The organism is Bradyrhizobium centrosematis (genome assembly GCF_045571495.1).
Lineage (GTDB): Bacteria > Pseudomonadota > Alphaproteobacteria > Rhizobiales > Xanthobacteraceae > Bradyrhizobium > Bradyrhizobium centrosematis.
In genome coordinates, this window is record NZ_CP120703.1 from 673014 (window position 1) to 686835 (window position 13822).

General features: G+C 65.0%; 11 protein-coding genes. 6 read left to right on the forward strand and 5 right to left on the reverse strand.

All coding sequences use genetic code 11. The features are described from left to right. Positions 1-166 precede the first annotated feature (166 nt). The 3 genes from P6U31_RS03180 to P6U31_RS03190 all read right to left on the reverse strand — a co-directional run bounded on the left by P6U31_RS03180 (position 167) and on the right by P6U31_RS03190 (position 2479). Positions 167-382: a hypothetical protein gene (locus P6U31_RS03180; protein ID WP_407186822.1), complete on the reverse strand. Its 216-nt coding sequence runs from the start codon at positions 380-382 to the stop codon at positions 167-169. Positions 383-483: 101 nt separating this feature from the next. Continuing rightward, positions 484-1326 (reverse strand): hypothetical protein, encoded by an 843-nt coding sequence (locus P6U31_RS03185; protein WP_407186823.1) that lies wholly within the window; start codon positions 1324-1326, stop codon positions 484-486. 151 nt (positions 1327-1477) lie between these two features. Then, complete coding sequence (locus tag P6U31_RS03190; protein ID WP_407186824.1) at positions 1478-2479, reverse strand: NADP-dependent oxidoreductase; 1002 nt, start codon at positions 2477-2479, stop codon at positions 1478-1480. A 210-nt stretch (positions 2480-2689) separates the two neighbouring features. Here P6U31_RS03190 and P6U31_RS03195 point away from each other — a divergent pair, with 210 nt between their 5' ends. Beyond that, positions 2690-3988, forward strand: coding sequence for a dicarboxylate/amino acid:cation symporter (locus P6U31_RS03195; protein ID WP_407186825.1), 1299 nt, complete (start codon positions 2690-2692; stop codon positions 3986-3988). 9 nt (positions 3989-3997) lie between these two features. Then, positions 3998-4954, forward strand: coding sequence for an amino acid ABC transporter substrate-binding protein (locus tag P6U31_RS03200; RefSeq protein WP_407186826.1), 957 nt, complete (start codon positions 3998-4000; stop codon positions 4952-4954). Positions 4955-5443: 489 nt separating this feature from the next. Here P6U31_RS03200 and P6U31_RS03205 read toward each other — a convergent pair whose 3' ends face one another. Further along, positions 5444-6250: a RimK family alpha-L-glutamate ligase gene (locus P6U31_RS03205; protein ID WP_407186827.1), complete on the reverse strand. Its 807-nt coding sequence runs from the start codon at positions 6248-6250 to the stop codon at positions 5444-5446. 385 nt (positions 6251-6635) lie between these two features. Between P6U31_RS03205 and P6U31_RS03210 the strand changes: the two genes are divergently transcribed. From P6U31_RS03210 to P6U31_RS03220, 3 genes are all read left to right on the forward strand, one after another. Next, positions 6636-7409, forward strand: coding sequence for a ferredoxin--NADP reductase (locus P6U31_RS03210; protein ID WP_407186828.1), 774 nt, complete (start codon positions 6636-6638; stop codon positions 7407-7409). A gap of 385 nt (positions 7410-7794) precedes the next feature. After that, on the forward strand, positions 7795-9483 hold the full coding sequence (locus P6U31_RS03215; protein ID WP_407186829.1) for an FMN-binding glutamate synthase family protein: 1689 nt from the start codon (positions 7795-7797) through the stop codon (positions 9481-9483). Positions 9484-9588: 105 nt separating this feature from the next. Further along, the gene (locus P6U31_RS03220) at positions 9589-9828 is read left to right on the forward strand and encodes a PilZ domain-containing protein (RefSeq protein ID WP_407186830.1); all 240 of its coding nucleotides are present in this window, start codon (positions 9589-9591) and stop codon (positions 9826-9828) included. Positions 9829-10098: 270 nt separating this feature from the next. On the opposite strand, the gene P6U31_RS03225 is transcribed toward P6U31_RS03220, so the two are convergent. Further along, entirely contained in the window at positions 10099-11394 is a 1296-nt protein-coding gene (locus P6U31_RS03225; protein ID WP_407186831.1) for a hemolysin family protein, read from the reverse strand. Positions 11395-11632: 238 nt separating this feature from the next. On the opposite strand from P6U31_RS03225, the gene P6U31_RS03230 reads away from it, so the two are divergent. Further along, complete coding sequence (locus P6U31_RS03230) at positions 11633-13708, forward strand: methyl-accepting chemotaxis protein (RefSeq protein WP_407186832.1); 2076 nt, start codon at positions 11633-11635, stop codon at positions 13706-13708. The last annotated feature ends 114 nt before the right edge of the window (positions 13709-13822 follow it).

A 13822-nucleotide genomic window follows, 5' to 3' on the forward strand; every position in this document is an offset into this window, starting at 1 on the left:
CTTACTATCTAGGGGTAGACTAATGTGCTCCGGTGCCCGGCGCCAGCAGAATTATCGGCCAAGCGAAGGCGCGCCGAAACGCATCCTCGGACCCGCGTTTTGCGCGCGTTCCGAACCCGTCAGGTCCGAAACATAGCCAAACCGCGCCGGCTTGGCTATTCGCGCGTCAGACGCAGCGCTTCACGTAGACCCCGTTCACCAGCACCCTGGTGCAGCGGACGACCGGAACCGGCTTGCGAACCACGACCGCCGCGTTCGGCCCGGCGCAGCCGGCGCGATAGACCCCGCGGGCGCACACCACCGCATTGGCATCAGTGGCCGCGACGGTCATGGTCGCTCCGAAGGCAAGGAGTGCAGAAGCAACGAGTAGCAATGTACGCATGGTGTCCTCCCGGCTAGTCGTGATCAAAATCGATATCTGCAAAGGTTTGTCGGAGCAGGCGCGCGAAAATTCGCTCGCACGCCAAATGTCGATTTGCAAATCTACCGCGCGGCGAACGGGGCGAGCACGTCCTTGCAGGCCGGCGACAGCGAGGCGGCGTTGCTGGAGATGCATTGGATGATGCGGCCGCCGCCGGGCGCGACCCCGGCGCAGAGCGTGCGGATGTCCGCGCTGCAGGCCGAGCGGACGATGAACAGCTCTTCGCGCGGCCGTAAGGGTCGCAGCACGATCGCGGCCGGCGCGGCTGCGGGTGCTGCCGCCGCAGGAGCGGCCCCTGCAGCCGGCGCTGCGGCCGGTGCGCCGCCACCGCTTGCGGCGCTCACGGCCTTCTCGCAGGCGGGCGAGACCTTGGCCTTGTTTTTCTCCAGGCATTCGAGCGCGGGCGCGCCGCCCGGCGGCACGCCGGCGCAGACCTTGGGATAGTCGCCGCGGCACGCGCTCTTGATTGCAGCAAGTTGCGTGCTGCTTGGCTGCTTGGGCGCAGCAGCCTTCGGCGCCGGTGCGGCGGCCGGCTTCGCAGCGGGAGCGGATTCAGCCTTCGGCGCGGGAGGTGCCGGCGCCGGCTCAGCTTTGGGGGCAGCTTCGGTCTTCGGAGCGGCGGGCGCGGCTTCGGTCTTCGGCGCCGTCGCCGGCTCGAGCGCGCGAACCGCGGCCTGGCACCCTGACGACAGGCTCGACATGTTCTTGGCGAGGCATTGAAACGCTTCCGTGCCGCCGGGTGTCACGCTCGCGCAATGCGCCATGAAGTCCGAGCGGCACGCGGACCGGACGGCGCTCTTCTGGGCCTCCGTGGGCGCTTGCGCGAAGGCGCCTGTTGCAGTTGCGAAGAGCGCTGCGGCGAGCAATGCGCTGCGCGCTGAGGCGTGTTTCAACGTGTTGAACATCTGAATCAATTCCTGCCCTGTCGGTAACGCCGACGCTTTATCAAAAGTGATGCAAATAATCGTCGCGAGCGGCAGCTCGCGGAGCGGCATCTTTGGCCGCTTCCGCGTCGACCGCAAGTCAATATTGCCGGCGCAATCTTGACGTACGTCGTCAGAGCCTGACCATGCGCTTGCCGCGGTTCTCGCCGGCGAGCAATCCGATCAGCGCCTTCGGCGTGTTGGCGAGGCCGTCGATGATGTCTTCCTGCACCTTCAGCCTGCCGGATTTGACCCATGCCTGGAGATCGGCGAGCGCGCGCTGGCTCTCCTTCATGTAGTCCATCACGATGAAGCCCTGCATGACCAGCCGCTTCACCACGATCAGGCCAGGCACGCCGCGCGGGCCGTGCGCGGCAGGCGCGCTATCATACTGCGAGATCGCGCCGCAGCAGGCGATGCGGCCGTAATTGTTCATCTGCGGCAGGCAGGCTTCGAGAATATCGCCGCCGACATTGTCGAAATAGACGTCGATGCCTTTGGGAGCTGCGGCGCGCAGCGCCTTGAACAGCGCGCCGTCCTTGTAGTCCACCGCGGCATCGAAGCCGAGCTCGGAGGTCAGCCAGTTGCACTTGTCCGCGCCGCCGGCAATGCCGACCACCCGGCACCCTTTGATCTTCGCGATCTGCCCGACGATCGAGCCGACCGAGCCTGCAGCCGCGGAGACCACGACGGTCTCGCCCTCCCTGGGCTTGCCGATCTCGAGCAGGCCGAAATAGGCGGTGAGGCCGGCGATGCCGAACACGCTGAGCAGATGCGTCATCGGCTCGAGCCTCGGCATCTTGGTGAGATGCTTTGCGGCCACCGCCGCATATTCCTGCCAGCCGGTGTCGCCGAACACGATGTCGCCGGGAGCGAGTTCAGGCGCCTTCGAGCTGACGACCTCGGCGATGGCGCCGCCGGCCATCACGCTGTTGGCCTCCACCGCGGAGCGATAGGTCGCGCCGTGCATCCAGGCGCGGTTGGCGGCATCCAGTGAAATGTACCGCACGCGCAGCAGGGCCTCGCCGTCCTTCGGTTCCGGCATTGTGCCGTCCACCATCTTGAAATGCTCGGGGCCGAGCTTGCCGCTGGGCTTCTCGACCAGCAGGATTTGGCGATTGATGCTGCCGCTCATGGCATTCCCTCCTTGATTGTCTTGACGATTATTGATGCAGCCGCCGCAAACAAAACGGGCAGGCCGCATGTGTTGTGCGCTGCATGAAGGCTAGATCGCGGCGTTGCATTTCACAAGGGAACATCCAGTCAACGCGACCACACGCAAAGCGTGTTGCGTCGCTTTGATATCTGCGACATCATGAAGCGCCGGTGTACGTGGGAGTAAGCGATGTCGAACAGGTTCACGCAATACATTCTGGCAGCGATGGTGCTCGGCATCGTCATGGGATCGGCGATCTACAACTTCCTGCCCGATACGCGCGCCGAGTGGGCCTCCGCCATCAACCTGATCGCCATGATGTTCCTGCGCCTGATCAAGATGATCATCGCGCCCCTGGTGTTCGCGACGCTGGTCGGCGGCATCGCCCATATGGGCTCCGGCGCCAAGCTCGGCCGCATCTTCGCCAAGACCATGGGCTGGTTCGTCAGCGCGTCTTTCATCTCGCTGCTGCTCGGCCTGATCATGGTCAATCTGCTGCAGCCTGGCGCGAACTTCCCGGGCACTCTGCCCGCGGCGGGGCAATCGACCGGCCTGCCCGTCTCGGCCTTCTCGATCGAGAAATTCCTGACCCATCTGATCCCGACCTCGATCGCGGACGCGATGGCGCAGAACGAGATCCTGCAGATCGTGATCTTCGCCGTGTTCTTCTCGGTGGCGATGGGCGCGATGCCGGAGCGTTCCAAGTCGATCCTCGCGATGATCGACGACGTCGGCCACATCATGCTGAAGGTGACGAGCTACGTGATGCTGTTCGCACCGCTCGCGGTGTGGGCTGCGATCACCGCCACCGTCGCCAAGAACGGCCTCGCCGTGCTCTGGAAGCTCGTCGTCTTCATGGGCGGCTTCTATCTCTCGCTGATGATCCTGTGGGCCATTCTGGTTATCGTCGGCTTCATCGTGATCGGGCCGCGCTACAGCCATCTCCTGAAGCTGATCCGCGAACCCTTGATGATCGCGTTCTCGACTGCGAGTTCGGAGGCGGCCTATCCGAAGACGCTGGAGGGGCTGAACCGCTTCGGCGCCTCGTCACGGATCTCGAGCTTCGTGCTGCCGCTGGGCTATTCCTTCAACCTCGACGGCACGATGATGTACTGCACCTTCGCGAGCATCTTCATCGCGCAGAGCTATCACATCGACATGCCGCTCGGCACCCAGCTCGCGATGCTGGCGACGCTGATGATCACCTCCAAGGGCGTCGCCGGCGTGCCGCGTGCCTCCCTCGTCGTGATCGCCTCGACCTTGGCGCAGTTCAACATCCCGGAGGCGGGCCTGTTGATGATCATGGGCATCGACACTTTCCTCGACATGGGCCGCAGCGCCACCAACGTGATCGGCAACACGCTGGCGACCTCGGTCGTGGCCAAATGGGAGGGCGAGCTCGGGCCCGAGCATGCGCTCGGACCTGCCGACGTCGTGCCCGACGACATGGTGCCGGGCGAGGTGCCAGCGATGGCCGGCCATGGGTAGGAGCGAGCCATGGGCCAGATCCCAGCGAGGTCGCTGACCTCGGGCCGCGTGTGGTTCGCGGCCTCGTTGCTCGCGGCCTCCTTGCTCGCGACCTCGTTGTTCACGACCTCGGTGCTCGCGCAGGCCGGCGGTGAAGGGCTCAGCCCGACGCTGTCCGCCATCAAGAAGGCGCACACCGTGCGGCTCGGCTATCGCGAAAGCTCGCCGCCTTTCTCCTTCCTCGATCAATCGGGCCGTCCGATCGGCTACAGCCTCGAGCTCTGCGAGGCCATCGTCGAGGAGATCGGCGTCGAGGTCGACGATCCCAATCTCAGGATCGACTACGTCAAGGTCACCTCGGACGACCGCATCGACGCCGTGCTCCAGAACAAGATCGACCTGGAATGCGGCTCGACCACCGCCAATGCCGAGCGCGGCAAGCGCGTCGCCTTCTCGCCGCTGATGTTCGTCGCCGGCACCAAGCTGATGGTGCCGAAGGGAGCGGCAATTTCCGGTGTCGCGGACCTGAAGGGCCGGACCGTGGTGGTGACCAAGGGCACGACGAACGAGCAGGCGATGCACGCCGTCGACAAGAAGCTCTCGCTCGGCCTCAACATCGTGACCGCGCCGGATCACGAGCAGTCGTTCCGGATGGTGAACGATGGCAAGGCCGATGCATTCGCAACCGACGACATCCTGCTCTATGGCCTGATCGCGCGCCACAAGGCGCAGGAATATTTTCGCGTGGTCGGGGACTATCTGTCCTACGATCCCTACGGCATCATGTTCCGCAAGGGCGAGCCGCAGCTCTCCGCCGTGGTCGAGCGCGCCTTCCGCAAGCTCGGCTCCAACCGCGACCTCGTGCCGCTCTACAACAAATGGTTCACCGCACGCCTTCCCACCGGCGAGCGCCTGAACGTGCCGATCTCGCTGCAGCTGGAAGAGGCGTTCAAGGCGATGGATGATTCGGCGAGCGCGAATAATTGAGCCGCTTCTCTTACCCTCCCCTGGAGGGGAAAGGGGAATCGCATGTGGCTCTTTGAACGAGCTGAGCGCGCGCCTCGTCCTTCGAGACGACCGCTTCGCGGTCTCCTCAGGATGAGGCTAAGCGGCATCGGAGCCCGTCGAAACCAGCGAAACGCACTCGGTCCTCATCCTGAGGGCCCGCCAACGGCGGGCGTCTCGAAGGATGGCCGCACGCGACATCACATATGGACTTCACGAGGACGGTCTGCGGACTTGCTCGGCCTCTCCCGCTTGCGGGAGAGGCCGACGCGCTCGCAGAGCGCGGCGGGTGAGGGCTCTCGCCACCCAGGGACATCCTCCTCAATCTCTAGCAATCTCGACGCGGGGGCACCCCCACCCCAGCCCTCCCCCGCAAGCGGGAGAGGGAGCCCAGTGCCGATGCCGCCGCATCGTTCACTCCATATGCGATAGCCCTGCCCTCCAGGGGAGGGTGGGGACCTCCTTACGCGGTTATTGCTCTTCTCCCCCGAACACCCGGTCCAGCGCCGCGTCATAGGTCGCCTGCACCAGGTCCGGATGCAGCTTGCCCAGCGCCTCCATCATCACGCCGGAATTGATCTCGAGCACGCGCCAGGCGCCGTCGACGCGCACGACGTCGATCGATGCAAAGATGATGCCGATGGCGCGCGCGGCCTCGATCGCGAGCTTCACGCAGGCTGTGCGGATGTCGCCGTCCTCCAGCAGCAGCGGCCTTGCGCCGGCATCGAGATTGTGCCGCCAATCCGAGCCGCGCTGCTTGCTGTAGACGACGCGCGGAACGTCACCGAGCAGCACCACGCGGACCTCGTCGTCGATCGCGACATAGGGCGAGATCACGAGCCCGGCGCTCATCGAAAACACCTCGCCGGCGGCGTGGTCCAGTTCCGCTTCCGTCGTGACCTTGAACACCGAGCGTCCCGATGTTCCCTCGTTCGGCTTGACCACCACGCCTTGCGGATTGTCACGCAGCAGGTCCAGCATCGCCCCACGCCAGTTCGCGCCGACCACGTTCCTGCCCAGCTTCGGATTGAGGAAGAGGTGATGGGGAACACAGGGCACCCCTTCCAGCGTCAGCGCCTCGGCCGTGGCCGATTTGTCGTTGGCGAGGCGGTGCGCGATGGCGCTGTTGAGGCCGATGTCGTAGCCGAAAGCGAAACGGCGCATCTCGCCCCGGCGCATCGCGATCAGCCAGCCGCCGGCGTGGACATCGACCGTGATGCCGCGGTCTGCGCAATAGTGCCGGATCGCCTGAACGAAGATTCGCTCGTCGCTTGCCAAATGGTTTGTCCTGTCTGTCGTCGTTCCGTCGCGGAGAGCCGTAAAAATGCGGACAGCGGCGTCAATCCCGTGCGGAAATCAGAGCTATTCTTAATGAAATTCTCGCGAGCGCGACGGAAATTAAGTGCTGCATCCGAGCCCGGGAGGGGAAAGAAATTGCCCTCCCTGCAGGCCAGGCAGCAGATTCATTAATGATGTGACCAGTTCTGCCGCAAATGCCGGTTTGACCAGCATCAATTGCATCCGGAACGAGGTTGATTATTGGTCTCAATGGCGTAGATCACACACGCGAAATCCTCCGCCATGGCAATGGTGTCCGCCCCGCTTTCAGGGGCCGGGCAATGCTTTTGCCCGAAAACCGCAATTATTCGGAATATCGAAAATCATGAGCGCGTTTTACCGAGAGAAGGTTCTTTCCGTTCAGCACTGGACCGACACGCTGTTCAGCTTCCGCGCCACGCGCGATACCGGCTTCCGGTTCCAGAACGGCCAGTTCGCCATGATCGGCCTCGAGGTCGACGGCCGCCCGCTGCTGCGCGCCTACAGCATGGCGAGCGCCAACCACGAAGAAGAGCTCGAATTCTTCTCCATCAAGGTTCAGGACGGCCCGCTGACCTCGCGTCTGCAGAAGATCAAGGAAGGCGACACCATCCTGGTCGGCCGCAAGGCGACCGGCACGCTGATCCCCGACAATTTGCTTCCCGGCAAGCGGCTGATGCTGCTCTCGACCGGAACGGGCCTCGCACCATTTGCGAGCCTGATTAAGGACCCCGAGGTCTACGATCAGTTCGAGTCGATCGTGCTGGTGCATGGCTGCCGTCAGGTCTCCGAGCTCGCTTACGGCGAGAAGCTCGTCGCGACCCTGCGCGAGGACGAGCTGTTCGGCGAATTGCTCGCAGACAAGCTGGTGTACTATCCGACCGTGACCCGCGAGCCGTTCAAGAACCGCGGTCGCATCACCGACCTGATCAACTCCGAGCAGATCTTCAACGACATCGGACAATCGCCCCTCGACATCGCAACCGACCGCATCATGATGTGCGGCAGCCCGGCGATGCTGGAAGAGCTGAAGGTGATGTTCGAGAGCCGCGACTTCATCGAAGGGTCCGGCAACAGGCCCGGCCATTTCGTGATCGAGAAGGCGTTCGTCGAGCGCTGATTGCCGCCCTCTCGCTTTTGCGGGATGGCTTCACCTCACTCACTCCTCGTCCCGGACAAGCGCGCCGAAAGCGCGCGCCGATCCGGGACGCAAGACCCGCAGGGAGCAGTTTTGCGAAGGCTGGTTATCACCGGCTTCGCCCAACATCCCTTCCGCGGATATGAATCCCGGGGCTGCGCTATGCTTGCCCGGGACGACAGCTCAGTTTCGTGGCCACTGCGGCCCCTCCCAGTCCCACCCCCTCTGCTGCGTCGCAGCAACCCAACCTCTCGGCGGATTGATCTGCCGCGGCCGAATTCGCTAGCCTGAAACAAGGGCTGCGTCATATCCGTATGACAGGCGAGGGCGTATCGTACCGCCTCATGCTGGCGAGAGGATCGGAATCGTGGCTGACGACAACAAGACGCATGCATCCCCGAAACGTCTGCCGCTGGCGGAAGAGGGGATCGTTGAAACCCTTCTGCTGCCCTTCTCGCCGCGCTTCATCGTCCTGACGATCTGCGCGGTCGTTACCGCGCTCTTGATCGGTATCGGCATCACCGACCACAAGATCTTCGACATCCTGCTGATTCCGATCCTGATCTTCGGCGCGCTGACCCTGCTCGGCGTCCGCGATCTCTTGCAGAAGAGCCACGCGGTGCTGCGCAACTATCCGATTTCGGCGCATATCCGCTTCCTGCTCGAAGAGATCCGCCCGGAGATGCGGCAATACTTCTTCGAGAGCGAGAAGGACGGCATGCCGTTCTCGCGCGACACCCGCGCGGTGGTCTATCAGCGCGCCAAGATGGAGCTCGACAAACGTCCGTTCGGCACCCAGGAGGACGTCTACCGGGAGGGCTATGAGTGGATGCACCACTCGGTGTCGCCGAAGACGCATGCCCAGGAGAAGTTTCGTATCACCATCGGCGGCCCCGACTGCAAGAAGCCCTATTCGGCCTCGGTGTTCAACATTTCCGCGATGAGCTTCGGCGCGCTCAGCCCGAATGCGGTGCGCGCGCTGAACGCCGGGGCCAAGAAGGGCGGCTTCGCGCACGACACCGGCGAAGGCGGCGTCAGCCCCTATCACCGCGAGATGGGCGGCGACATCATCTGGGAGATCGGCTCCGGCTATTTCGGCTGCCGCCATCTCGACGGCAGCTTCGATCCGGAGGCGTTCGCACGCGTCGCCGGCGACGACCAGATCAAGATGGTCGAGCTCAAGATCAGCCAGGGTGCCAAGCCCGGCCATGGCGGCGTGCTGCCAGCCGCCAAGGTCTCGGAGGAGATCTCGAAGATTCGCGGCGTCGCGATGGGCGAGGATTGCATCTCGCCGGCCTCGCACGGCGCCTTCTCGACCCCCATCGGCATGATGCAGTTCATCGCCGAGATGCGGCGCCTGTCCGGCGGCAAGCCGGCCGGCTTCAAGCTCTGCATCGGACATCCCTGGGAATTCCTGGCGATCTGCAAGGCGATGCTTCAGACCGGCATCTATCCCGACTTCATCGTCGTCGACGGCAATGAAGGCGGCACAGGTGCGGCGCCGCTGGAGTTCATGGATCATCTGGGCATGCCGATGCGCGAGGGCGTCAACTTCGTCCACAACGCGCTGGTCGGTATCAATGCGCGCGACCGCATCAAGATCGGCGCGTCGGGCAAGATCGCCACCGCCTTCGACATGGCGCGGGCGATGGCGATCGGCGCCGATTATTGCAACTCGGCGCGCGGCTTCATGTTCTCGCTCGGCTGCATCCAGTCGCTGAGCTGCCACACCGACCGCTGCCCGACCGGGGTGGCGACGCAGGATCCGACGCGCGCGCGTGCGCTCTACGTGCCGCTCAAGATCGACCGCGTGCACAATTATCACCACGCGACGCTGCATTCGCTGACCGAGCTGATCGCTGCGGCAGGCCTGGATCATCCGCAGCAGCTGCGCCCGATCCATTTCAGCCAGCGCACGTCCACGACCAAGGTCCAAACCTTCGCGCAGCTCTATCCGGCGCTGCGTCCGGGCGAGCTGCTGGACGGCACCGACGATCCGCGCTTCCGCGACGCCTGGCGGATGGCGCAGGCGGAGACGTTCCAGCCGGCGCCGTAACGGCGTTGCCGAAGGGCGCGGCGCCATCGCCGGCCCGGGCGAATGTACGCCGTGAGCGAAGCTGGCATTTAACGTTTGGTTCAACTTTGGATGTAGGTTGTGCCCATGAATGAACGGCGCGACAAGGCGAGGCATCGCGTGCTGAAGGCCGGAACGATTGAGTTCGGTGGCGGCGCCATCGATTGCACCGTCCGCAACCTGTCCGACGCCGGCGCGGCGCTCGACGTCACCAGCCCGGTCGGCATTCCCGAGCATTTCACCCTGTTCCTCCAGGCCGACGGAACCCGTCGGTCCTGCACCGTGGTCTGGCGCAAGGAGAAGCGGATCGGCGTGAGGTTCGGGTAGGGGTGCGTCTAGACAAGTTCGCGCCCAAAAATTCCGCTGTCGTCCCGGACAAGCGCAGCGAAGCGGAGCGCCGATCCGGTACCCATACCGCGTGATCTATCGATGGCGGTTGGTAACAGGACCGCGCGGCAAGTCTTCGCCAAACGGCCTTCCGGGAGTATGGATCCCGGATCGGCGCGCGCTTGAGGCACGCTTGTCCGGGACGACGAGCAGAGATTTGGAGCGCCAGCATGCGCCACAACAGCGCGCGTACTCGCGCCTTCGCGCAAGTTAGCCCGTCTCGACCTCGCTCAACCGGCTCGCCAGGATCTTGTCGATCCTTCGCCCGTCGAGATCGACCACCTCGATATGCCAGCCGCCGAAGTCGAAGGCGTCGCCAACGTTAGGCAGCGCGCTGAATTGTTGCAGCACGAGGCCCGCCACCGTGTTGTAGCGGTGCGGCGGCAGCTCGACGCCGAGCAGCTCGCCGAACTCGTCGACCGGCATCCAGCCGGCGATCAGGAGCGAATCGTCGGCGCGCCTGATAAAGGCCGGCTCCGGCGGTCCTTCCTCCGAATGAAAGGCGCCGACGATGGATTCGAGGATGTCGGCGGCGGTCACCATGCCTTCGAAGCCGCCATATTCGTCGTAGACCAGTCCGACGTGAACCGGAGCGGCTTTCAGGATGGTCAGCACGTCGCGCGCGTCCGCGGACGCCGGAATGCCAGGCGCCTCGCGCACCAGCGCGCGCAAATCGGGATTGCGCTCGTTCATATAGGCGACCAGCAGGTCCTTGGCCTGGAGCACGCCGATCGGCTTGTCGCGATCGCCATCGGAAACGGGAAAGCGCGAGTGCGGGCTGCTCGCGATGATCTCGTGGATGGCGGCCGGATCGTCGTTCAGGTCGATCTCATCGACTTCGGTGCGCGGCGTCATGACCGCGCCGACCGGCCGGTCGCCGAGCCGCATCACGCCGGCGATCATCTCCTTCTCGCCGGGCTCGAGCACGCCCGCGCTCTCGGCCTCGCTGACGAGATGATGGATCTCGTCCTCCGAGACCTTCTCCTCGGACTTGCCGCCGCGGCCGAGCAAAGTGAGGATCAGCTTGCCGGAAACGTCGAGCAGGAAGACCAGCGGTAGCGAGACTTTCGCGAGCACGTGCATGGCCGGGGCAACCCTGACCGCGATGCTTTCGGGGTCGCGCAGCGCGACCTGCTTCGGCACCAGCTCGCCGACGATCAGGGTGGCGTAGGTGATGAGCGTGACCACGATGCCGACGCCGACGATGTCGGCAACGCCGGAGGACAGGCCGAGCTCGAGCAGCCATTGCGTCAGCCGCTGTCCGAGCGTCGCGCCGGAGAACGCGCCGGAGAGCACCCCAACCAGCGTGATGCCGATCTGCACCGTCGAGAGGAATTTGCCGGGATCGGCTGCCAGCGTCAGCGCCCGCTCGGCACCGCGCACGCCCTTGGCCGCGAGCAGCGACAGCCGCGCCGGACGCGACGAGACCACGGCCAGCTCGGACATCGAGAGCAGGCCGTTGATCACGATCAGGACGACGACGATGACGAGTTCCAGGGAGAGCATTGATGTTCCGGAGGTAAGCCAGTGTGGCCGGATGGGGCGCAGACCATTGATATAGGTATTCAGTGAGGAAGTGCTGGCAAATCTGCGCATTCTCGATCCGGGAACCCCGCGTCACCGCGCTTCGAGGCTCTCTGCGACGACCTGATCCTCCGCGGAACTACGGAGCGTTGCTTAACGAGCCCTTAGTGGCCCCGGCTTAGGTTTTCGACATTGCAGAAATCTATTCGGGGGACCCCAGATGCGGATCGGGAAACTTTTCGCGCTGTCGATGCTGACGGTGACGGTATTTGCGGTCATCCTCGGCGCCGAGGTGCTGATCCCCCAGACGCGCATCTTCACGAACCGCTCCGATGCGATCAAGACCGTCGATGCTTTCGGCGCGACGCTGATGGCCAGCCAGCACGTCGCCAGCCTTCGCGCGCCTTATATCGGACCGATCTTCCAGGAAGGCGCGGCAACGCAGGCCCAGCTCGAGGCAGCCACCAAGGCTTCGAAAACTGCCGAGGCGGGCTTCGAGGCCGCACGGCGCGCCGTCATGATGCTGGATGATGGCGGCGCGATCGCGGAGAATCTCGACCGCGCCGCACGGCGGCTGAAGGAGATCACTGTTGCTGCCGATCGCGCGATGGGCGTCCCGCTTGCGGCGCGCGACAGCGCCGCGATAAAGGGCTTCCTGCCCGGTGTTGCCGATGTCATCGGCCACATCGAACCGGTCATGAACCGGCTCGAGGCGAAGATCATCAATGCCGATTCCTCGCTTGCGGCGCTGTTGAGCCTGGCACGAACGGCGCAGGATCTGCGCGTTTCGGCCGGCAGCCGCGCGGCCACGCTGTCACCGGCGCTGTCCGCACGCCGCCCGCTCACCGCAGCCGAGCTGTCGCTGATGGACCGCATGCAGGGACGCGTGGAGGCCGATCGCGAGCGCATCGAGGCGGGTCTCGAACAGCTCGGCAATCCCGCCCGCATCGCCGCCGCGCACAAGGCGGCAACGGACTCCTATTTCGGGCAAGCCGCGGTTGCCGTGGACAAGGAGCTTCCCGCGGCCCGGAGTGACGGCAAATACGGCGCGACCGCCGACGACCTGGCGAAGGTGATCGTGCCGGCGATCCAGATGTTCTACGGCGTGCGCGATGCGGCGCTGGCGGAAGCCGCGGAGCGCGCCTCGGCCGCGCGCGACGGCGCGCTCGCGATGCTCGCGCTCGCGGGCGTTGCGGTGCTGGCGCTGCTCGGCACGCTCGGTGGCGTGACGATGATGCTGCGCAGGCGCGTGGTGACGCCGCTCGGCCGGATTGCCGACGTGATCGGATCGCTCGCCGCCGGACAGCACGCGGTGGAGATTCCGGCGACGGGCCGCAACGACGAGATCGGCCAGGTTTCGGGCTCGCTCCAATTGTTCAAGGATTCGCTGCTCGCCAAGAAGGCCGCCGACGAGGCCGCCGCGGTCGAAGCTGAGGCGAAGCTGAAGCGCAGTCAGCGCATGGACCAGGTCGCGCGCGAGTTCGAGGCCATGATCGGCGATGTGATCAACACGGTGTCGTCGGCCTCGTCCGAGCTGGAAATATCGGCGGGCACGCTGACGAGCACGGCCGATCAATCGGAAAAGGTTACCGCAACCGTCGCGGCGGCGTCCGAGCAGGCCTCCACCAATGTGCAGACCGTTGCCGCCGCAGCCGAGGAGATGGCGTCGTCGGTCGACGAGATCAGCCGGCAGGTGCAGGATTCCGCACGCATTGCCGGCGAGGCGGTGCAGCAGGCGGCCCGGACCAACGATCATGTCGGCGAGCTCGCCCGGGCTGCGGGGCGGATCGGCGACGTCGTCGAGCTCATCAGCCAGATCGCGGGCCAGACCAATCTACTGGCGCTGAATGCCACGATCGAGGCGGCGCGTGCCGGCGAGGCCGGACGCGGCTTCGCCGTCGTCGCCTCCGAGGTCAAGGCGCTGGCCGAGCAGACCGCCAAGGCCACCGGCGAGATCAGCCAGCAGATCACGGGCATCCAGACCGCGACGGAGGACTCCGTCGGCGCCATCAAGGCGATCGGCGACACCATCACCCGCATGTCCGAGATCGCGTCCGCCATCGCCTCGGCGGTCGAGGAGCAGGGCGCAGCGACACGGGAGATTTCCCGCAACGTGCAGCAGGCCGCGCGCGGCACCCAGCAGGTCTCCGCCAGCATCGTCGACGTCCAGCGCGGCGCGAGCCAGACGGGGGCGGCCTCTTCCAACGTGCTGGCGTCGGCCAAATCGCTGTCCGGCGAGAGCAGCCGTCTCAAGACCGAGGTCGGAAAATTCCTGGACGCGATCCGCGCGGCGTAGCGAGCGCAGTGGACTGGCTCGATGCGAGCTGAGGACAAGAACACCTCTCCCGTAGGGAGAGGTCGGATCGCATCGAAGATGCGATTCGGGTGAGGGCTTACACGCTCACCGAAT